The sequence below is a fragment of the Inhella proteolytica genome, from assembly GCF_016093275.1.
Lineage (GTDB): Bacteria > Pseudomonadota > Gammaproteobacteria > Burkholderiales > Burkholderiaceae_C > Inhella > Inhella proteolytica.
The window spans coordinates 42,836-63,002 of sequence record NZ_JAEDAK010000012.1 but is presented as its reverse complement, the minus strand read 5'-3'; the positions used below and the strand labels follow the sequence as shown (position 1 = coordinate 63,002).

Below are 20,167 nucleotides of genomic sequence, written 5' to 3'. Positions count from 1 at the left end.
ACGCCGCCGCGCTGAATCAAACAGTGCGGCGGCGCATAGGGGTTCTAGCGCGTAGTCGGCAGCTTAAGCAATCGACTGGACTTGGCGCAGCTGCTCGTAGGCCTTGCCGAAGCGGTTGGCCAGGAAGTCAGGCAGCGCCACGTCTTCCTGACGCACGAAGCCCTTCTGCGGCAGCTTGCCTTCGCGGAACAGGTCCACGGCGGTGCAGATGCCGGCGGCGGTGGTGATCTGGATGGCCGACAGCGGGGCCTTCACGTCACGGTCGGCAAAGATCTTGCGGGCGAAGACTTCCTGCAGCAGCACGCCGTTCTTCATGCCGGAGACGGTGACGAACACCAGCACCACGTCCTGCATGGTGGCGGGCATGCTCTTGCGCATGATGTCCTTGAGCTTCTCCTGGTCGCCGGCCAGGGCCAGGTCTTCCAGCAGGAACTTCATCAGGTCGCGGTGGCCGGGGTAGCGCACGGTCTTGTAGTCCAGGTTCTGGACCTTGCCCTTCCAGGTCTCGCACAGGGTGCCCAGGCCGCCCGAGGTGTTGAAGGCCTCGTACTCGACGCCGTCCAGGCTGAAGTGCTCCAGGCCTTCCAGCGGCAGGGCCTGGATGAACTCACCACCGTGGATGGCTTCGCAGGGGTGGCAGTACTCGTTGATCAGGCCGTCCACCGACCAGGTCAGGTTGTACTTGAGCTTGTTCGTGGGGAAGGCGGGCAGCGCGCCGACGCGCATCTGCACATCACGCACTTCGTCGAACTGCTTGGCCAGGTGGTGGGCCACGATGCCGATGAAGCCCGGGGCCAGGCCACACTGGGGCATGAAGGCGGTCTTGGCGCTCTTGGCCATTTCCATGATGGCCTTGGTGGCCGCCACGTCTTCGGTCAGGTCGAAGTAGTGGCAGCCGCACTCCAGCGCGGCTTCGGCGGCGGTGATGGCCAGGTGGTAGGGCAGCGCGTTGACGACGGCGTCATTGCCGCGCACGCCGGCCATCAGGGCGGCCTTGTTCTCGCTGTCGACTTCCTTGGTGGCGATGCCCTCGGCGGCCAGCACCGCCAGGTACTTGGCGCTCTTGTCCAGCACGGTGACCTGGTAGTCGCCGGTGGCGTGCAGCAGGCGGGCAATGGTCTGGCCGATGTGGCCGGCGCCGAGCAGTGCGATCTTCATCATGGGGAGTCTCCGAGGGGTTGTCGTGGGCCGCGGCAGCACCGCAGCGATGGGCGTGACTGTAGAAATGGAGCACGACGAAAGAAAGCGTGAGTTCGTCAGAAAATCTGCTGCTCACGACGTTTCGTCAGCAAAATCCGCCGAAACGAATCAAATAGGGAAAACCATGAGTTCCATCGCAGGCACCGCCCTGGATGCACTGGACCGCCGCCTGATCGCCCTGCTGCAGGCCAACGCACGCGCGCCCACGGCCGATCTGGCACGCCAGCTCGGCGTGGCCCGCACCACCGTGGTGGCGCGCCTGGCCCGGCTGGAGAGCAGCGGCGTCATCGTGGGCTACACCGCGCGCCTGGCCGCCACCGAGGGCGGCCAGGGCGTGCAGGCCTTCGTGAACCTGAGCGTCAGCCCCAAGGTGGCGCGCGCGGTCATTGAGCGCCTCTCACTGATGCCGGAGCTGCGCCAGCTCGCCGCCGTCAGCGGCGAGTTCGACTACCTCGCCGTGCTGCGCGCGCCCTCAACCCAGCGGCTGGATGCCCTGCTCGACGAGATCGGCGAGATCGACGGCGTGCTGCGCACCACGACCTCGGTGCTGTTGGCGATGAAGGTGGACCGGGTGGCGTGAGCGCCGAGCTGCCCTCAAGCGCGCCAAGGGGGCGCCTCGATCCGGCCCGTCTCCCCAGGGATGGCCGGAAATTCCCCGGCTGCCCAGCGCGCCGCCGCCCGGCCCAGGGTTTCGCGCTCAAAAGCCACGAAGTTCCACCACATGCGCGGTGTTTGCGGCAGCGCCGCTCCGCCCAGGATCACGGCCCGCGCGCCGGTCGGCCCGGCCTGCAGGCGCAGGGGCTGCGGCGGCAGCAGCGCCAGCTGCTCGGGCGGCAGCGGCTGGCCGTCCAGCTGCAGGCCACCCCAAGGCAGGTAGAGCGCCGATTGATCCGCCGGCGGCGGCAGCTCCAGCACCGCGTCGGGCTCCAGCTCCAGATCCACGTAAAGCGTGGGCCAGACCGTGGGCAACGGGCTGCTGGCGCCCATCGCGCTGCCCACCAGCACACGCAGGCGGCCCCCAGGCAGCGGCAGCTCAGGCAAGGCCGCGGCGGGCAGGTGCCAGAAGGCCGGCTCCAGTTCGGTCTGCCCGGGCGGCAGGGCGGCCCAGAGCTGCAGCCCGTGCAGCCGGCGCGGCTGGCCGCGCAGATCGAACGGCGTGCGCTCGCTGTGCACGATGCCGTGGCCGGCCTGCATCCAGTTCAAGTCTCCCGGCGCGATGTCCTGCACCGTGCCCAGGCTGTCGCGGTGCGTCAGCCGACCTTCGAACAGGTAGCTGACGGTGGCCAGCCCGATATGCGGGTGGGGGCCGACATCGCTGTCGACCTCGGCCGCCAGCTCGACCGGACCGAAATGGTCGAGAAAGACAAAGGGCCCGACCGCGCGGGCCTGCGCGGCCGGCAGCAGCCGGCGCACCTGCAGGCCGCCGGCCAGATCGGTGCGATGACCGGGGATGAGTTGCACGGTTTTCCCTCCTGTGGCCGAACGCGCGCTGCCCCTACATTGCGCCACCGCTTGGTGAAGGAGACGCAATGGAACGGGCCTGGATCCTCTTTGTAGCCGGCTTGCTGCTGTTTCTGGGCAGCCATTCGCTGCGCCTGTGCGCGCCGGCCTGGCGCGAACGCCAGCTCCAGCGCTTGGGCGACAAGACCTGGAAGGGCCTGTACAGCCTGGTGTCGATCGCCGGCTTCGGCCTGCTGGTCTGGGGCTATGGGCAGCTGCACACGCAGCTGGCGCCACTGTTCCTGCTGCCGGAGGGCGCCGCGCGCGGCCTGCGCCACTTGGTGGCCCTGCTGGTACTGCCGGCCTTCTGGCTGATGGTGGCCGCCTACGTGCCGCGCAACCACCTCAAGGCGGCGCTGAAGCACCCGATGACGCTGAGCGTCAAGCTCTGGGCGCTGGCGCATCTGCTGGTCAATCACACGGCGGCGGACCTGCTGCTGTTCGGCGGCTTGCTGGTCTGGTCGGTGCTGCTGTTCCGCAACGCCCGCCGCCGCCCGGCCCCTGCCGTCGCTCCGGGAAGTTGGCCGGGCACGCTGGCGGTGCTGGTGCTGGGCACCGGGGCCTATGCGGTGTTCGCCATGGTGCTGCACGTGCGCTGGATCGGGGTGGCCCCGTTCTTGCAAGGCTGACCCAAGCCCAAGTCATAGGAACCCCACCATGCATGCCAGCACGGCTGAAGCACTGCCCCAGCCCGCGATCCGTCTGCAGAGTGACGCATTGCGTCTGCTCTTGCTGACGCTCTTCGTCCTCTCCGGCTTCTCGGCGCTGATCTACCAATCCATCTGGACCCACTACCTGGGCCTGATGCTGGGCCACGCCGCCTATGCACAGACCCTGGTGCTGATCATGTTCATGGGCGGCATGGCCCTGGGCAGCTGGTGGGTCAGCCGGCACACCTTGCAGATCCGCCGCCTGGTGGGCTGCTACGCGGCGGTGGAGGCCGCGATCGGCCTGCTGGGGCTGATCTTTCACCCACTCTTCAACGCCGTGGCGAACTGGAACCTGGAGCAGGCTCTGCCAGCAATCGGCAGCCCGGGGCTGGCGGCCACTTGGCAATGGGCCAGCGCCGCTGCGCTGATTGCCCCGCAAACCGTGCTGCTGGGCGCGACCTTCCCGCTGATCGCCGCCGGCGTGCTGCGCGCCTTCCCGGGTGCCGGCACCAGCGCCCAATTGGGCGGCCTGTACTTCACGAACGGCATCGGCGCCGCGCTCGGAGCATTGGCAGCCACCTTCCTGCTGCTGCCGGCGGTGGGCATGCAGGGCGCCTTGCAGGTGGCAGGGGTGATGAACCTGCTGCTGGCTGCCGCCACGGCCTGGACGAGTGGCGCACTGCGCGAGGGCTCACAGCCCTTGCCGGGCGCCGCCGACGCGAACGAACCCTCCATCGCCCCCAGTGCCGAGTTGCCGCGCCTGCGTCGCGCGCTGCTTTGGGCCACTTTCGGCTCCAGTGCGGCTTCCTTCGGCTATGAAATCGGCTGGGTGCGGCTGCTGAACCAGGCCCTGGGCACCACGCTGCACGGCTTCGAGCTGATGCTCGCTTCCTTCATCGCCGGCCTGGCGCTCGGCGGGCTCTGGGTGCAGCGGCGCGGTCCGCGCATCGGTGATCCGGTGCGCTATGCGGGCTACGTCCAGGTGGCGATGGGCGTGGCCGCGCTGCTCTCGGTGCCCGTGCTGGCAGGCAGCTACGCCTGGGCCGGCTGGCTGGTCGGCAGCCTCACACCCAGCGATGGGGGCTACACGCTTTACAGCCTGGCCACGGCGTTCACGGCCATGGTGGTGATGTTGCCGGCGGCCTTCTTCGCCGGCATGACCTTGCCCCTCTTCACGGCCGCGCTGTTGCGCGAGGGTGGCAGTGAGCGCGCCGTGGGCCAGGTCTACGCCGCCAATACCCTGGGTGCCATTGCCGGGGTGGTACTGGCGGTGCACCTGCTGGTGCCCCAGATCGGGGTGGTGCTCAGCCTGCTGGTGGCGGCCACGGTGGACGTGCTGATCGGCCTGGTGCTGCTGCGCCGCTTCGGCCCGCCGGAGTGGACCTTCGGCAGCGGCTTGGCGGCTCTCGGTTCGCTGGGTGTCCTCACACTGGTTCTGGTCGCCGGATTGCCCAACCCCTTGCATCAGGCGGCAGGTGTGTTCCGCAGCGGTCTGAACCCTGCCAGGCTGGGCGAGCTGGTCTATTTCAAGGACGGATCAACGGCAACCATATCGGTGCGCGCTCAGGGCGATGGGCTCAATATCGCCACCAATGGCAAGCCAGATGCGGGCATGAACCCGCTCCACAAGGCGCCCAGTCCAGATGAGATCACGATGCTGATGCTGGGCAGCCTGCCCCTGGCTGCTCACCCTGCACCGCGCAAGATCGCCCTGATTGGCTGGGGCTCGGGCCTAAGCACCCATACGGTGCTTGGCTCGCGCCGACCCGAGCGGGTCGACACCATCGAAATCGAGCCCGCCATGATCGAGGGAGCGCGCAGCTTTCATCCGCGCAATGTGCGTGCTTACAAGGACCCGCGCTCACACATCCGCATCGAGGATGCGCGCAAGTTCCTGGCAGTCCAGGGCGAGGCTTACGACGTGATCGTGTCGGAGCCCTCGAACCCCTGGGTCAGCGGCGTCTCCAGCCTGTTCACCCAGGAGTTCTATCGCTTGGTCCGGCGGCAGCTCAGCACCGATGGCGTGCTGGTGCAGTGGATTCACACCTATGAGATGTCGGATGCCCTGCTGGCACAGATGCTCGCCGCCCTGATCCAGCAGTTTCCGAATAGCGAGGTGTATCAAGCGAACGCAGGTGACTTGGTGGTACTGGCTCACAAAGGCCGTCGGCATGGCTTGAATGCGCACCCCTGGGAAGAACCGGAGCTGGCCTCCGAGTTGCAACGCGTCGGACTGGGTTCCAGGAACGACCTAGAGGCTCGCCGCCTGGGCGGCCCGGCGCTGCTGCGCACTTTCGTCCGGCAGTTCAACGCGCCCATCCATAGCGACTTCTGGCCCACCGTGGCGCTACAGGCTCCCGCCGAGCGCTTCAAGCGTCAGACTGCCTTGACCATGGGTCGCGCTGCGCTTGCAGGCGCACCCCTATTGCGGGTGCTCGATTGCCGGGAACCGCTCGCAGAAGCGGAGCCCGTACTCCAAGTCAGCGGCGCGGACAGTGTGGGCATCGCGTACCGTCAGGCCAGACTGGCGCGGCGGGCTTTGCTGTCACGTGAACGCGATGCGCAGCTCCCGGAGCTCAACCCCAGCCTGGCCACCGACATCGATGCCCTGCTGGCGCAACGCAGTGGCCTGGTGCGCTTCGATGCCCGACAGGCGCAGGCGCAGCTGAACACCTTGGCTCTCGCCACGTTCGGGCAGTTGGATCGGCCCGGCCTGCAGGAGCTGTGGAATGAAGCGTTCTGGGGGCGAGGAACCGAGTGGCAACCTGACCAAGCCACGCAGACCCTGCTCCGCCTCTTCGGCACTGTGAGCCGTTCGGACTGGGCAGCTGCGCATGCCGCCGCGCAGTCACTGGTCAGCGGACCCAACAGTGGCCTGCAGGCGTCCGCCAGAGATCTCGTGCTCACACTCGGTTTGCTGAGCCTCGCGGCCCAGGGCGACTTGAGCGGGGCCTCGGCCTGGCACGATCGACATCGCCAGCACTACATCCATCCCGAATGGCGCGGGCTGGCCGACTTCACCTTGACCTGGGCCCGCCACGAGCCCCGATGCCAGCCGGCGAAGTGATCAAGCCGCCGCCAGGCTCCCATCCAGCAGTCTGGCCAGCCCGTGCAGGGCGTCGAGCATCGGTGTGGCCACTCCCACGCGCTCCGCGATCTCGCGGGGTGCCGCCAGCAGGGCATCGATCTCCAGGCGCCGGCCGGCCTCGCGGTCCTGCAGCATCGAGGTCTTGAAGGCGCCCAGGCGCCGCGTGATGGCGTGGCGCTCCTCGGGCGTGTGCGGCACCGGGCAGCCGATGGCCGCGCCCACGGCCGCCAGTTCGTGCATCGCCGCGTCCGTCAGCGCCAGCACCTGCGGGTCGTCGAGGATGCGGTCGGTGGTGGCGCCGGTCAGGGCCGAGATCGGATTGGTGGTGGCGTTGCCCCACAGCTTGTACCAAAGGTCCTGGCGGATGTTGGCGCTGGCCTTGGCTTCGAAGCCTGCCTGCAGCAGCAGACTGACCAGCCCGGCCTCGGCCGCGCTGCCGGCTGCATGCGGGTCGCCCACCAACAGGCCCTGGCCCATGACATGGCGCACCAGGGCCGGTTCGGGGTTCTGGCAACTGGCGTGCACCACGCCGCCCAGCACCTCGGCAGCACCCAGCTGGGCCAGCAGACGCCCCTCGGGGTCCAGGCTACGCAGCGGCTTGTTCTGCAGCGCCGGCAAGCCGTCGGCGAACCACCAGGGCACGCCATTCATGGCGGTCCAAACCTTGCCCTCAGGAGCCCGCAAGGCCGCCGCCAGCGGCACCGCCTGCGCCGCCGCCTGGCCCTTGACGGCCAGGATGACGACATCGTGCAGACCCAGTTCCTCGGGCCGATCGCTGGCCGGCAGCTTCAGGTTGCGCTCCACGCCCGCTTCCTGGATGCGCAGGCCGCGCTGCTGCAGCGCACGCAAGGTGGCCCCACGCGCCAGCACCGAAACGGCCACCCCCGCATCGGCCAGCCGCCCTGCCAGCCAGCCACCAATCGCCCCACAACCCACCACGGCCACACGCATCGCTCAACTCCTTCGGACAATGCGCGCCAGTTTCCGCGATCCCCTTGATGGAGCCTTCATGAAATACCTACACAGCATGGTGCGCGTGCGCGACCTGGATGCGTCGCTGAAGTTCTATGTCGATGCCCTGGGCCTGCACGAGGTGCGGCGCAGCGAGCATGCGGCCGGCCGCTTCACCCTCGTCTACCTGGCCGCCCCCGGAGACGAGCAGGCCCAGGTGGAGCTGACCTACAACTGGCCGGATGAGAACGGCCAGGTCGAGGACTACGGCGGCGCACGCAACTTCGGCCACATCGCCTACGGGGTGGACGACATCTATGCCCTGTGCGCGCGCCTGCAGCAGCATGGCGTCACGATCCTGCGGCCGCCGCGCGACGGCCGCATGGCCTTCGTGCGCTCGCCCGATCAGATCTCGATCGAGCTGCTGCAGAACGGCGCCGCGTTGCCGCCGGCCGAACCCTGGGTGTCGATGCCGAACACGGGCAGCTGGTGATCAGTGCCGCTGCGGGCGCTGCAGCGCCTGCTGGTCCGCCTGATCCATCTCCGCCGCCGTCTGCACCGCCTCGCGCCACAGCCGCGCCGGGATGAAGGTTCGCAGCTGGTGCAGAGCGCGTTCGACCAGGCGTGGGTCCATCTCGTGGTGCACGCCGGGCAGCACATCGGCCGTCACGTCGGCTCCCAACTCCACCCAGGCCTGCGCGGCGTCCACCACATGGCGGTAGCTGATCTCTTCGTCCAGCACGCCATGCAGCAGGTGCAGGCACACGCCCTCGGGGGCCTGGCTGGGGCGGCGCAGCGGGGCGGCGCCGAAGCTGAGCACCCGGCCGGCCAGCTCGGGTTCGCTCTGCACGGCCTCCAGCGCCATCAGCCCGCCTTGTGAAAAGCCGGCCAGCGCCACGCGCGGCCAGGCCAGGTTGAAGTGCTGCGCCCAGGCGCGCACGCAGGCCACGAAGGCAGGCAACGCGCTGGCCACGCCGGCCACCATGCCGAAGTGCTGTTCGTCGAACCACTGGTAGCCGTGCAGCACCTCGCTGCCCAGGCGCTGCGGCGCGTTCAGGCTGAGCACGGCGGCCTGCGGATAGGCCGTGTGCAGGGTCTGCGCCAGGGCCTGCATCTGGCTGCGATCGGCGCCGGCGCCGTGGAACAGCAGGAACAGCAGCTCCACCGCTCCGCTGGCGGGCAGCAGGGGTTCGGCGCTGGGGTCAGAAATGGGTGTCGTCACGGGTCGGCTTTCAAGGCGCAGGCATGCGTTCGGGGTCGAACCACAGGGCCTGGTGCTGCAGCGGGGTCTCGGGGGGCAGCAAGGGGTTTTGCAGGCGGATCAGGCGGCGCTCATGCAGCCGGGCGGCGCGCACGGCGGTGCCATGGTGGCGCCAGAAGTGGCGCTCGAAGCTGCCGTCCTTCGCCATGGCGACCAGGCCTTTCTCCACCCGCGCTGCCAGCTTGCCGTCCGCGCGGTTGAAGAAGAAGTAGTAGGGCATCGGGTAGTGCAGCGCAAAGCTGTCCTCGATGGCGAGCTCGGGCACGTCGGCCACACGGGCCTCCAGTTCGGTGAAGACCTCGTTCACGCCGCGCGGGAACAGGTCGATGCGCCGGTTGCTCAGCATGGTGAACAGGCCCTCGTAGTGGCCGCCGCTGACGTTCAGGCCCTGGGAGCGCAAGATGTCCGTGTCCACCCAGGTGCTGCCCTGTCCGATGACGAAGCGCTGCAGATCCGCCAGGCTGCGCACCTTGCTGAACTCCGGCTGGCGGTCGCGCCGGATCAGCGCCAGCCGGAAGCCCAGCAGGCCACGCCGCGTGGGGAAGCGCACGGGCAGCAGGCGTTGCTCCTTCTCCAGCGTGGTGGCAGACCATTGCACCCGCAGGTTGTGCCCGCGCTCCAGTTCCAGCAGCTGGCGCGGCTGCGTCATGAACTGCAGGCTGGGTTGCAGCTCAAACGGGCCGTGCGTGGGCACGGTGCGCTCCAGGGCGGCGCGCAGCAGCGCCACCATGTCGGCAAAGCGCAGGTCGCGGGGTGACTCCATGGCCGGGTACAACACCCGCTCCACCGCCTGAGCGCGCACCTGCACCCACGGCCCGCAGGCGGCGGCCGCCCCCAGCCAGGTGCGACGGCTCAGGTGCCCGAGCGTCATCGCTCAGCCACGCGCCTGGGCCAGCTCGGCCTGCGTGCGCTGCGCCACGGCCCGCGCCGCCGCGCCAAGGCCCTCGACCGTCTTGCCCGCATAGAGGATGGCGCGCGAGCTGTTGACGAGGATCGGCGCATCGGCGCGCCAGCCTGCGCGCACCGTGGCCTCGGCGTCACCGCCCTGCGCGCCCACGCCGGGAATCAGCAGCGGCACGGTGGGGGCCAGCGCCCGTACTCGGGCGATCTCGGCCGGGTAGGTGGCACCCACCACCAGGCCGATCTGGCCTGGGATGCGCGCCCACTCATGCTGCGCGCGCCGCGCCAGCTCCTCGAACAGGCGCGGCTGCCCCTCCACATCGGCGAGCGGCCGCATCTGCCAGTCGTCCCCACCGGGGTTGCTGGTGCGGCAGAGCACGAACACGCCGCGGTCGGCGTAGTCCAGATAGGGCTCGATGGTGTCGTAGCCCATATAGGGCGAGAGCGTCACGGCATCCGCCCCGTAGCGCACGAAGGCCTCGCGGGCGTACATCTCGGCGGTGGCGCCGATGTCGCCGCGCTTGGCATCCAGCACGATCGGCAGCTGCGGCGCCACCTGGCGGATGTAGGCGATCACACGCTCCAGCTGGTCTTCGGCGCCCTGGGCGGCGAAGTAGGCGATCTGCGGCTTGAAGGCGGCCGCCAGGTCGTGCGTGGCGTCGACGATGGCGCGGCAGAAGTCTTCGATGCGGCTGGCATCGCCCTGCCACGCGCCCGGGAACTTGGCGGGGTCCGGATCCAGGCCCACGCAGAGCAGGGAGTGGCGGGTGGCGGCTTGCAGGCGCTCGAAGAAGCTCATGAGGAATGGCGGCGGGGTGGAGGTTCGGTATTGTCCGGCCCCATGCAGATCCTCGACACCGAACGCCTGCGCCTGCGCTGGTTCCGCCCCGAAGACGCGGGCTTTTTGCTCGGCTTGATCAACGAACCCGCCTGGATTGCCGGCATCCGCGACAGCGGCGTGCGCACCGAGGAAGCGGCGCGGGATTGGATGCAGGGCCGCTTGCTCGACCCCTACTGGCGTCTCGGCCACGGCTTCTGGATGGTGGAGCGCAAGGCCGACGGCGAGCCCCTGGGGATGTGCGGCATCTTCAAGCGCGACACCCTGCCCCTGCCCGACCTCGGCTATGGCCTGAGGGCGATCCATGCCGGCCAGGGGTATGCCCGCGAGGCGGCGCGCGCCTGCCTGGACTATGCGCGGCGCGTGCTGGGGCGCGACGAACTGCTGGCCATCACCTCCCCTACCAATGAGGCCAGCAACCGCTTGTTGCGCGATCTGGGCTTTGCCGAGGAAGGCGTGACCGAGGGCGGCCCCGATGGCCCGACGCTGAACTGGCGCTGGTGCGCCACGCCGCGGGCGGCGACCGATGCGCAGGCGCAGATCGACGCCCTGGTGCGGCGCTTCTTTGCCGCCTTCGACAACCGCCAGGGCGCCATCGCCCCGGTGGCCGCCCTGCCGGCGCTCTTTCTACCGGAGGCCCTCGTCACGGCGCCCGGCCAGGCCCCCTGCTCGGTGCGCGAATTCGTCGAGCCGCGCGCACTGCTGGTGCAGGGCGGCCGCTTGCGTGAGTTCCACGAATGGGAGCTGGCGCACCAGACCGTGGTCGACGGCTCAAACGCCCGCCGCGAGCTGCGCTATGCCAAGCAGGGCCTACTGGATGGCCAGCCCTATGGCGGCCAGGGGAGCAAGCAGCTGGACCTGGCGCAGGACGGCGAGGGGCGCTGGCGCATCGCCAGCCTGAGCTGGAAGGACGACTGATCAGCCCCCAGCCTTCTTGGGCTTGTAGCCCTGCTGAGTCAGCCAGGCGAGCACACGCTCCACGTGGTCGCCGTGCACCTCCACCACGCCGCCCTTGCAGGTGCCGCCCGTGCCACAGGCGGCCTTGAGCTGCTTGGCCAGCTGCTGCAGCGCGGCCTCGGCCAGCGGCAGGCCGCGCACCGTGGTCACGGTCTTGCCGCCGCGGCCGCCGGTTTCGCGGCGCACGCGCACCTGGCCGTCGCCCAGCGGCGCGCCACCCTTCTTGCAGGCGCAGACGGCCACGGGCTTGCCGCAGCCCGGGCACAGGCGCCCGAGCTCGGTGCTGTAGACGGGGCGGGAGGCGCTCAAATGCGGGCGGCCAGCGCGGCGGCCTTGCCGGTGTAGCCGCCCGGCGTCAGCGCCAGCAGGCGCTGCTTCTCGGCGTCCGGCAGGGCCAGGCTGTGGATGAAGTCCTGCATCAGCTGCTGGGTGATGACCTTGCCACGCGTGAAGGCCTTCAGCTGCTCATAGGGCTCGGGCAGGCCGAAGCGGCGCATCACGGTCTGCACCGGCTCGGCCAGCACTTCCCAGGCGGCATCCAGGTCGGCGGCCAGATTGGCCGGGTGGGCTTCCAGCTTGCCGAGGCCCTTGGCCAGACTGTCGTAGCCCAGCAGGGTGTAGCCCAGGGCCACGCCCATATTGCGCAGCACGGTGGAGTCGGTCAGGTCACGCTGCCAGCGGCTGATGGGCAGCTTCTGGCTCAGGTGCGTGAGCAGCGCGTTGGCCAGACCGAAATTGCCCTCGGCGTTCTCGAAGTCGATCGGGTTGACCTTATGCGGCATGGTCGAGCTGCCGACCTCGCCTTCCTTGGTCTTCTGCTTGAAGTAACCCACCGAGATGTAGCCCCAGATGTCGCGGCTCAGGTCGATCAGGATGGTGTTGACGCGCGCAAAGGCGTCGAACAGCTCGGCCATGTAGTCGTGCGGCTCGATCTGGATCGTGTACGGGTTGAAGGCCAGGCCCAGCTCCTGCTCGATCACGCGGCGGCTGAAGGCTTCCCAATCGACGTCCGGGTAGGCGCTCAGGTGCGCGTTGTAGTTACCCACCGCGCCGTTCATCTTGGCCAGCAGCTGCACCCCATCGATCACCGTGCGGCCGCGCTGCAGGCGCGCCACCACATTGGCGATCTCCTTGCCCACCGTGGTCGGGCTGGCGGTCTGGCCATGGGTGCGGCTCAGCATCGGCAGCTCGGCCAGCTCATGCGCCATGGCCTGCAGCTTGGCCACGATGCCGTCCAGCGCCGGCAGCATCACCTGCTGGCGCGCGGCCTTGAGCATCAGGCCGTGGCTGGTGTTGTTGATGTCCTCGCTGGTGCAGGCGAAGTGCACGAACTCGCCCTTGGCCGTGAGTTCGGGCAGGCCCGAGGCGGCGAACTGCTGCTTGATCCAGTACTCGACCGCCTTCACATCGTGGTTGGTGGTCTTCTCGATGTCCTTGATGGCCTGGGCATCGGCCGCACTGAACTGCGCCACGCGCTGGTTCAGCCAGGCCCGTGCGGCGGCGGAAAGGGGCGGGAACTCCGGCAGGCCGGCGTCGCTCAGCGCCGTGAACCAGGCCAGTTCCACCTGCACGCGGCGGTGGATCAGCCCGAACTCGGACAGCAGGCCACGCAGACCGGTCATGCGGCCGGCATAGCGGCCGTCCAGGGGGCTCAGGGCAGTCAGGGCGGAGAGTTCCATGGCGCGCACGGCCGCTGAAGGCCGCTGGTGAGGGCAAAGCCCGCGATTTTAGGGAGAACCCTGGCGCCGGCCGCCGGGACGATAAGCCGCGGCCGAGCATTCTGAACACCAGCACAGCTTCGCCAAGACCCTTTGATGACAGCGCGTTGCGGCCCCCAAACAGGTGGGCGCTCTAGGGGCGGGGCCCCAAAACCCCCTGCATAGAATCGCCGCGACCGGCCCTGCGCCGACCTCGCTGTCCTCTATGTCCTCCATGAAACTGATCGGCTCCACCACCAGTCCCTTCGCCCGCAAGGTGCGTGTCGTGTTGGCCGAGAAGAAGTTGGATTACCAGTTCGTGCTGGAGGACGTCTGGGCCAGCGACGAGATCCAGAAGATCAACCCGCTGGGCAAGGTGCCGGCGCTGGTGATGGAAGGCGGGCAGGACTCGATCACCGGCTCGATGTTCGACTCGCGCGTCATCGTCGAGTACCTGGACAACCTCTCGCCGGTGGGCAAGCTGATCCCCGACAAGGGCCGCGAGCGCGCCGAGGTGCGCACCTGGGAGGCGCTGGCCGATGGCGTGCTGGATGCCGGCATCCTGGTGCGCCTGGAAAAGACCTGGAGTGGCCGCAGCGAGCCGCAGCGCAGCGCGGCCTGGATCGAGCGCCAGATGGGCAAGGTGCACGCCGGCCTGGCGGCGATGGACCAGGCCCTGGCGGACAAGAGCTGGTGCGCCAGCAACCACTTCACGCTGGCCGACATTGCCGTGGGCTGCTGCCTGGGTTGGCTGAGCTTCCGATTCCCCGAGTTGGCCTGGCAGCAGCAGCACGCCAACCTGGCGCGGCATCTGGACAAGCTGTCGCAACGCCAGAGCTTCCAGGACACCGCCCCGGCGCTCTGAGCGCCGTCTCAGGCGGCGTCGAGCAACTCGCGCGCGGCCCAATCGGCCGTGCAGCGCTGCGCCAGGCGCAGCACCTGGGCGGTGCGGCGCTCCACCTCGGCCACTTCCAGCCACCAGGCGCGAGCGATCTCCACCGCCAGCCAGCCATGCGCCAGCAGGCTCAGCAGGGCCTGCTGGGCCTGGCTGATGACGCCGGAGCCGGTGGCCGGCTTCGGATCCAGGGCCAGCGAGCGCAGACAGGCCACCGAGGGCGTCAGGCGCGGTGCGCCCAGGCGCTCCAGCAGCTGGCGCGCCAGCGCGGGGCTCAGGCGCATGCGGCCTTCCATCAGGTCTTCCAGCGCATTCAGCAGGCCGCCACCCTTGGGGCCTTCGACGTGGTAGCCGCGTGCACCCGCCAGCAGGGCGTCGATGAGCAGGGGCTCGTCTGCGCCGGGCACCAGCACCAGGGTGCGGATGCGGCGGCCGCGCAGCTGCTGGATCAGGCGCGGCACCGCGCCGTCGAGCACGCGCAGGTCGGTCACCAGCACATCGGGCTGCAGCAGGGGGATGCGCTCGCGCGCCTCGCGCCAGCGTTGCGCATGGCCCGCCAGCTCCCACTCCATGCCTTCCAGCAGCTCGCCCTTGCTGATCTGCATGGGCGAGTCGGAGTGACGCAGGAGGAAGACGGATCGCATGGTGGGCGGGTGGGTGCGCGATTGTGTGCGGCGGGGCCGCGCCGCCCTACCCCACAAGCCGGGGGCCCACCCGGCCTGGGGGATGCCCGCCCGCGTCAGCTGGCTGTCAGGAATGCGCCCGGCCGTGCAGCTGGGCCGGCAGGGCGCCCTGGGGCGCGAAGCTGTCCGGGGTCGCCAGGTGCCAGTAGGCCTGGTAGACGGCATGCGGCAGATCGCCATGCAGCAGGCAGCCGGGCGCCAGGAAGGGCAGCAGATTGGCCAGCAGACGCACGTCCTGCCCATTGACGCGCCGCACGATGTGGGCTGCCGTGATCTCGCTGGGGTGCTTCAGGCCGGCCGCCTGCACCAGCTCCTTCAGCGCGAACAGGGTGTTGTGGTGAAAGCGGTAGACGCGCTCGGCCTTGTCGCCCACCACCAGGGCGCGCTGGCGCAGCGGGTCCTGGGTGGTGACACCGGTGGGGCAGTGGCCGGTGTGGCAGTGCTGGGCCTGGATGCAACCGAGCGCGAACATGAAGCCGCGCGCGGCATTGCACCAGTCCGCGCCCAGGGCCATCAGGCGCGCGATGTCGAAGGCCGACACCACCTTGCCGGCGCAGCCGATGGCGATGCGGTCGCGCAGATTCAGGCCCATCAGGGTGTTGTGCACCAGCAGCAGGCCCTCTTGCAGCGGCGTGCCCACATGGTTGGTGAACTCGAGCGGCGCCGCGCCGGTGCCGCCCTCGCCGCCGTCCACGACGATGAAGTCCGGCGTGATGCCGGTGCTCAGCATCGCCTTGCACAGCGCAAACCACTCCCAGGGGTGGCCGATGCAGAGCTTGAAGCCGACCGGCTTGTCGCCGGAGAGGTCGCGCAGGCGCTGGATGAAGTGCATCAGCTCGCTGGGCGTGCCGAAGGCCGAGTGCGCGGCCGGCGAGTTGCAGTCCACCCCCACCGGCACGCCGCGCGCGGCGGCGATCTCGGGCGTCACCTTCGCCCCCGGCAGCACCCCTCCATGGCCGGGCTTGGCGCCCTGGCTCAGCTTGATCTCGATCATCTTGACCTGCGGCTCGCGCGCATTGGCACTGAACTTCTCGGCGTTGAACGTGCCGTCATCGTTGCGGCATCCGAAGTAGCCCGAGCCGATCTCCCAGATCAGGTCACCGCCATGCACGCGGTGGTGCACGCTGATCGAGCCTTCGCCGGTGTCATGCGCAAAGCCCCCCTTCTTGGCGCCCGCGTTGAGCGCCTTGATGGCATTGGCCGAGAGCGAGCCGAAGCTCATGGCCGAGATGTTGAACACCGAGGCCGAGTAGGGCTGCGCACGGCCCTCGCCCACGGTGATGCGGAAGTCGTGCGAGGCGATCGCCGTGGGCAGAAGCGAGTGATTGATCCACTCGTAGCCGCCGGCGCTCACGTCCAGCTGGGTGCCGAAGGGGCGCTTGTCGGGGTCGCCCTTGGCGCGCTGGTAGGCGAGCGAGCGCTGCTGGCGCGAGAACGGCACGGCCTCGTTGTCGCTCTCGATGAAGTACTGGCGGATCTCCGGGCGGATGAACTCCAGGAAGAAGCGCAGGTGGCCGATGACCGGGTAGTTGCGCAGCACCGCACGCTTGGTCTGCAGCACGTCGCGCAGGCCCAGCAGCACCAGTGCGGCGAAGGTCAGCGCCAGCCAGCTGCCCTGCGCGCCAATGACCCAGGTGAAGGCCGTGAAGGCCAGCCCGAAGCCGCAGCCCAACCAGGCCAGGTAGCGCAGCGGGAACTGCCGGTTCAGGGACTTCAGCAACTGCTGCATGGGGCGGCTCCGGGCGCGGGGGTGCGGCGGATGCTAGGCCGCGGCCGCAGGGCGCCCGCTCCCTAGAATCCCGCGCCGCTTCCAAGGGATTCCCATGGCCATCAAGTCCGTACTCGCGCCCGTCGGGCGCTTCATCGCCCGCGCCTGGGCCTGGCTGGACACCAGCCGCCGCTTCGTCTTCAACCTGCTGTGGCTGCTGATCCTCATCGCGCTGGTCTCGGCCCTGCTCAAGCGCGACCCCGAGCCGCTGCAGGACAAGACCACGCTGGTACTGAACCTGCAAGGCCGCCTGGTGGAGCAGCATTCCGGCAGCCCGCGTGAGCGCCTGGAGGCCGAGCTGCGCGGCAGCGACACCGACCAGACCCAGCTGCGCGACGTGCTGCGCGTGCTCAAGCATGCCGCCCAGGACGCCAAGATCAGCCAGCTGCTGCTGGACCTGAACGGTTTTGCCGGCGGTGGCCAGGCCGGCCTGCACGAGTTGCAGCGCGCACTGACCGAGTTCAAGAAGAGCGGCAAGAAGATCGTGGCCTATGGCGACGGCTTCGACCAGCGCGGCTACCAGCTCGCGTCCCAAGCCGACGAGATCTACCTGCACCCCATGGGCATGGTGCTGCTGGAAGGCTTCGGCCGCTACCGCAACTACTACAAGGACCTGTTCGAGCGCGTCGGCGTCAGCGCCAATGTGCTGCGCGCGGGCAAGTACAAGAACTTCGGCGAGCCCTACTTCACCAATGGGCCTTCGGACGCCACCAAGGAGAGCGAAGGCGCGCTCTATGGCGACCTGTGGCAGCGCTACCTGGCCGGCGTGGAGGCCGCGCGCAAGCTGGAGAAGGGTGCCGTCACCACCTACATCGAGACCCTCCCGGCGCGCATGACCGAGCTCAAGGGCGACACCGCCCAACTGGCCCTGCAGGCCAAGCTGGTGGACGGCATCAAGAACCGCGACGAAGTGCGCGCCCTGCTGATGGAGCGCGGCGCCAAGGACGAGAAGGGCCACAGCTTCCGCCGCGTCGACTTCAAGCAATACCTGGCGCACGCCAAGGAAAAGCCGGTGCACGGCAAGCATGTGGCCGTGGTGGTGGCCGAGGGCGAGATCGTCGACGGCAGCGCCAACCCCGGCCGCGTGGGCGGCGACAGCACCGCCGCCCTGGTGCGCCAGGCGCGCGAGGACAAGAACGTCGCCGCCGTGGTGCTGCGCGTCAACTCGCCCGGCGGCTCGGCCTTCGCCAGCGACCTGATCCGCCGCGAACTGGAACTGACGCGCAAGGCCGGCAAGCCGGTGGTCATCTCGATGGGCGACGTGGCCGCTTCGGGCGGCTACTGGGTCAGCATGGATGCCGACGAGGTCATCGCCCACCCCAGCACCATCACCGGCTCGATCGGCGTGTTCGGCATGCTGCCCACCGCCGACAAGCTGCTCGAGAAGCTGCCCGTGCACACCGGCGGCGTGGCCACCACCTGGCTGGTGGGCGCCGGCGACCCGCGCCGCCCGCTCGACCCGCGTGTGGCCCAGGCCGTGCAGGCCGGCATCAACCGCATCTACATCGACTTCGTCGCCAAGACCGCCGCGGCGCGCAAGAAAACGCCCGAGCAGATCGACGCCGTGGCCCAGGGCCGTGTGTGGACGGGCCAGCAGGCGCTGGAAGTGGGCCTGGTGGACCGCCTGGGCCTGCTGGACGATGCCATTGCCGCCGCCGCCAAGCGCGCCAAGCTGGAGGGCAAGCCGGCAGTGCAGTATGTGGAGAAGGAACGCAGCTTCATGGCCCGCGTGGTGGAGGACTTCGGCAGCAGCCAGGCCGCCCACGCCGCCGCCTGGGTGCGCACGGCGCTGGACCTGCCACGCCTGCCCGCGCCGATGCGCGAAGCGGCGGCCGAGCTGAGCTGGCTCACCGAGGCCCAGCAGGCCGCGCCGGGGCACGCCAAGCTGCCCGGCAGCGTGCATGTGCACTGCCTGTGCACGGCCCCTTGAGCCCCAAACCCGGGCGGCCTCGTTAAGATGCCGCCCTTCAGCGCCGATTTGAACCAGATTGCGGGCGCTCAATAAATGCCGCTAAAGAGGGACTCCGAAACCGGCGTCCGCATCTCGACCAGCGGCGCCGGTTTTGTTTTTGGAGTTCCCCATGCCCTCAGCCTCCCTGGGCCAGGTGCAGCCACAAACCCTGCGCTTTGACACCCCGCTGCCGCTGCGCGGCGGCAGCGCCTTCGGCCCCTACGAACTGAAGGTCGAGACCTACGGCCAGCTCAACGCCGCCAAGAGCAATGCGGTGCTGGTCTGCCACGCGCTGAACGCCAGCCACCATGTGGCCGGTGTGGCGAAAGACGGCGCCATCGGCTGGTGGGACAACCTGATCGGCCCCGGCAAGCCGCTCGACACCGACCGCTTCTTCGTCATCGGCGTCAACAACCTCGGCTCCTGCTTCGGCTCCACCGGGCCCATGCACGCCAACCCCGCCACCGGCAAGGCCTGGGGGGCGGACTTCCCGGTCGTGACGGTGGAGGACTGGGTCGATGCCCAGGCCCGCGTGGTCGATCACTTCGGCATCACGCAGCTCGCCGCCGTGCTGGGGGGTTCTTTGGGCGGCATGCAGGCCCTCTCCTGGGCCATGCGCCACCCCGAGCGCCTGCGCCACTGCCTGGCCATCGCCACCGCGCCCTGCCTCTCGGCGCAGAACCTGGCCTTCAACGAGGTGGCGCGGCGCGCCATCGTCACCGACCCCGACTTCCACGGCGGCCACTACTACGAGCACGGCGTGCTGCCGGCGCGCGGCCTGAAGGTGGCGCGCATGCTGGGCCACATCACCTACCTGAGCGACGACGTGATGGACGCCAAGTTCGGCCGCGAACGCCGCGCCGAGACGCCGCTGTTCTCCACCCAGGAGGTCGAGTTCCAGATCGAGAGCTATCTGCGCCACCAGGGCGACAAATTCGCCGGCTACTTCGACGCCAACAGCTATTTGCTGATCCAGCGCGCGCTCGACTACTTCGACCCCGCGGCCGAGTTCGGCGGCGCGCTCGCGCCTGCCTTTGCGCAGGCACGCTGCAAATTCCTGGTCGCCAGCTTCACCACCGACTGGCGCTTCTCGCCGGCGCGCTCGCGCGAGATCGTGCAGGCCCTGCTCGACAACAACCTGGACGTCAGCTACGCCGAGATCGACGCCCCGCACGGGCACGATGCCTTCCTGCTCGAAGACCCGCGCTACCACCAGCTGCTGCGCCACCGCTTCAACCACATCGCCCGGGAGGTGCGCGCATGAAAGCCATCCTCGATCTGGTGCCCCAGGGCAGCCGCGTGCTGGACCTGGGCTGCGGCAGCGGCGAGCTGCTGGATCGCCTGATCCGCGACAAGGCCTGCAGCGGCTATGGCGTGGAGCTGGACGACGCCAAGCTGCTGGCCTGCGCCGAGCGCGGCGTCAATGTGCTGCAGCTGGACCTGGAAAAAGGCCTGGCGATGTTCAAGGACCAGAGCTTCGACGTCGTGCTGCAGTTGCAGACCCTGCAGCAGGTGCGCCATGCCGAAGCGATGCTGCGCGAGACCGTGCGCGTGGGCCGCATCGGCGTGGTCAGCTTCCCCAACTTCGCGCACTGGCCCAACCGCCTGCAGGTGCTGGCCGGCCGCATGCCGGTGACGCGCACCCTGCCCTACCAGTGGTACGACACCCCCAACATCCGCGTCGGCACGCACGCCGACTTCGCGCTGCTGTGCGAGCGCCTGGGCATCCGCGTGCTGGACAGCTTCGGCCTGCAGGGCGAGCAGCGCATCGACCGCGGCGCCAACTGGCGCTGCCCGGTCGCCGTGTTCGTCATCCAGCGCGCCTGAT

At 69.3% G+C, this 20,167-nt stretch carries 19 protein-coding genes; 9 read left to right on the top strand and 10 right to left on the bottom strand.

Annotation, left to right across the window (positions count from 1 at the left end):
* Positions 1-63: 63 nt before the first annotated feature.
* The gene (locus I7X39_RS16365) at positions 64-1,158 is read right to left on the bottom strand and encodes a saccharopine dehydrogenase family protein (RefSeq protein WP_198112302.1); all 1,095 of its coding nucleotides are present in this window, start codon (positions 1,156-1,158) and stop codon (positions 64-66) included.
* Between the two features lie 166 nt (positions 1,159-1,324).
* On the opposite strand from I7X39_RS16365, the gene I7X39_RS16360 reads away from it, so the two are divergent.
* Complete coding sequence (locus I7X39_RS16360; protein ID WP_198112236.1) at positions 1,325-1,780, top strand: Lrp/AsnC family transcriptional regulator; 456 nt, start codon at positions 1,325-1,327, stop codon at positions 1,778-1,780.
* A gap of 14 nt (positions 1,781-1,794) precedes the next feature.
* Here the strand turns inward: I7X39_RS16360 and I7X39_RS16355 are convergent, their stop codons facing one another.
* Positions 1,795-2,661, bottom strand: a complete 867-nt coding sequence (locus tag I7X39_RS16355) for a pirin family protein (protein WP_198112235.1) — start codon at positions 2,659-2,661, stop codon at positions 1,795-1,797.
* 68 nt (positions 2,662-2,729) lie between these two features.
* On the opposite strand from I7X39_RS16355, the gene I7X39_RS16350 reads away from it, so the two are divergent.
* The gene (locus tag I7X39_RS16350; RefSeq protein WP_198112234.1) at positions 2,730-3,329 is read left to right on the top strand and encodes an NnrU family protein; all 600 of its coding nucleotides are present in this window, start codon (positions 2,730-2,732) and stop codon (positions 3,327-3,329) included.
* Positions 3,330-3,357: 28 nt separating this feature from the next.
* Entirely contained in the window at positions 3,358-6,417 is a 3,060-nt protein-coding gene (locus I7X39_RS16345) for a fused MFS/spermidine synthase (protein ID WP_198112233.1), read from the top strand.
* On the opposite strand, the gene I7X39_RS16340 is transcribed toward I7X39_RS16345, so the two are convergent.
* Positions 6,418-7,389: a 2-dehydropantoate 2-reductase gene (locus I7X39_RS16340; protein WP_198112232.1), complete on the bottom strand. Its 972-nt coding sequence runs from the start codon at positions 7,387-7,389 to the stop codon at positions 6,418-6,420.
* Positions 7,390-7,447: 58 nt separating this feature from the next.
* Here I7X39_RS16340 and I7X39_RS16335 point away from each other — a divergent pair, with 58 nt between their 5' ends.
* Positions 7,448-7,882, top strand: coding sequence for a VOC family protein (locus I7X39_RS16335; RefSeq protein ID WP_198112231.1), 435 nt, complete (start codon positions 7,448-7,450; stop codon positions 7,880-7,882).
* Here I7X39_RS16335 and I7X39_RS16330 read toward each other — a convergent pair whose 3' ends face one another.
* The 3 genes from I7X39_RS16330 to pyrF are packed head-to-tail and all read right to left on the bottom strand — an operon-like array spanning position 7,883 to position 10,349.
* Complete coding sequence (locus I7X39_RS16330; RefSeq protein ID WP_198112230.1) at positions 7,883-8,611, bottom strand: alpha/beta hydrolase family protein; 729 nt, start codon at positions 8,609-8,611, stop codon at positions 7,883-7,885. It abuts the gene before it with no gap.
* Between the two features lie 10 nt (positions 8,612-8,621).
* Positions 8,622-9,521 (bottom strand): transporter substrate-binding domain-containing protein, encoded by a 900-nt coding sequence (locus I7X39_RS16325; RefSeq protein WP_198112229.1) that lies wholly within the window; start codon positions 9,519-9,521, stop codon positions 8,622-8,624.
* 3 nt (positions 9,522-9,524) lie between these two features.
* On the bottom strand, positions 9,525-10,349 hold the full coding sequence (gene pyrF, locus I7X39_RS16320; RefSeq protein ID WP_198112228.1) for an orotidine-5'-phosphate decarboxylase: 825 nt from the start codon (positions 10,347-10,349) through the stop codon (positions 9,525-9,527).
* A gap of 42 nt (positions 10,350-10,391) precedes the next feature.
* Here pyrF and I7X39_RS16315 point away from each other — a divergent pair, with 42 nt between their 5' ends.
* Positions 10,392-11,306, top strand: coding sequence for a GNAT family N-acetyltransferase (locus I7X39_RS16315; protein ID WP_198112227.1), 915 nt, complete (start codon positions 10,392-10,394; stop codon positions 11,304-11,306).
* On the opposite strand, the gene I7X39_RS16310 is transcribed toward I7X39_RS16315, so the two are convergent.
* Together I7X39_RS16310 and purB are read right to left on the bottom strand one after the other, a co-directional pair.
* The gene (locus I7X39_RS16310) at positions 11,307-11,654 is read right to left on the bottom strand and encodes a translation initiation factor Sui1 (RefSeq protein ID WP_198112226.1); all 348 of its coding nucleotides are present in this window, start codon (positions 11,652-11,654) and stop codon (positions 11,307-11,309) included. It lies immediately after the preceding gene.
* Positions 11,651-13,024, bottom strand: a complete 1,374-nt coding sequence (purB, locus tag I7X39_RS16305) for an adenylosuccinate lyase (RefSeq protein WP_198112225.1) — start codon at positions 13,022-13,024, stop codon at positions 11,651-11,653. Before purB ends, I7X39_RS16310 begins: the two co-directional genes overlap by 4 nt.
* Positions 13,025-13,277: 253 nt before the next feature.
* Here purB and I7X39_RS16300 point away from each other — a divergent pair, with 253 nt between their 5' ends.
* Positions 13,278-13,907 carry a glutathione S-transferase family protein gene (locus tag I7X39_RS16300; protein WP_198112301.1) on the top strand — a complete coding sequence of 210 codons (630 nt, stop codon included), beginning with the start codon at positions 13,278-13,280 and terminating at the stop codon, positions 13,905-13,907.
* 8 nt (positions 13,908-13,915) lie between these two features.
* Here I7X39_RS16300 and I7X39_RS16295 read toward each other — a convergent pair whose 3' ends face one another.
* Both I7X39_RS16295 and I7X39_RS16290 read right to left on the bottom strand, forming a co-directional pair.
* On the bottom strand, positions 13,916-14,581 hold the full coding sequence (locus I7X39_RS16295) for a response regulator (protein WP_198112224.1): 666 nt from the start codon (positions 14,579-14,581) through the stop codon (positions 13,916-13,918).
* A 106-nt stretch (positions 14,582-14,687) separates the two neighbouring features.
* Complete coding sequence (locus tag I7X39_RS16290; protein ID WP_232352002.1) at positions 14,688-16,349, bottom strand: FMN-binding glutamate synthase family protein; 1,662 nt, start codon at positions 16,347-16,349, stop codon at positions 14,688-14,690.
* A 94-nt stretch (positions 16,350-16,443) separates the two neighbouring features.
* On the opposite strand from I7X39_RS16290, the gene sppA reads away from it, so the two are divergent.
* The 3 genes from sppA to metW all read left to right on the top strand — a co-directional run bounded on the left by sppA (position 16,444) and on the right by metW (position 20,166).
* Positions 16,444-18,318, top strand: coding sequence for a signal peptide peptidase SppA (sppA, locus tag I7X39_RS16285; RefSeq protein WP_198112223.1), 1,875 nt, complete (start codon positions 16,444-16,446; stop codon positions 18,316-18,318).
* A 151-nt stretch (positions 18,319-18,469) separates the two neighbouring features.
* A complete protein-coding gene (metX, locus tag I7X39_RS16280; protein WP_198112222.1) occupies positions 18,470-19,603 on the top strand; it encodes a homoserine O-succinyltransferase MetX in 1,134 nt (377 codons plus the stop codon).
* Positions 19,600-20,166 carry a methionine biosynthesis protein MetW gene (gene metW / locus I7X39_RS16275; RefSeq protein ID WP_198112221.1) on the top strand — a complete coding sequence of 189 codons (567 nt, stop codon included), beginning with the start codon at positions 19,600-19,602 and terminating at the stop codon, positions 20,164-20,166. Before metX ends, metW begins: the two co-directional genes overlap by 4 nt.
* Position 20,167 lies beyond the last annotated feature (1 nt).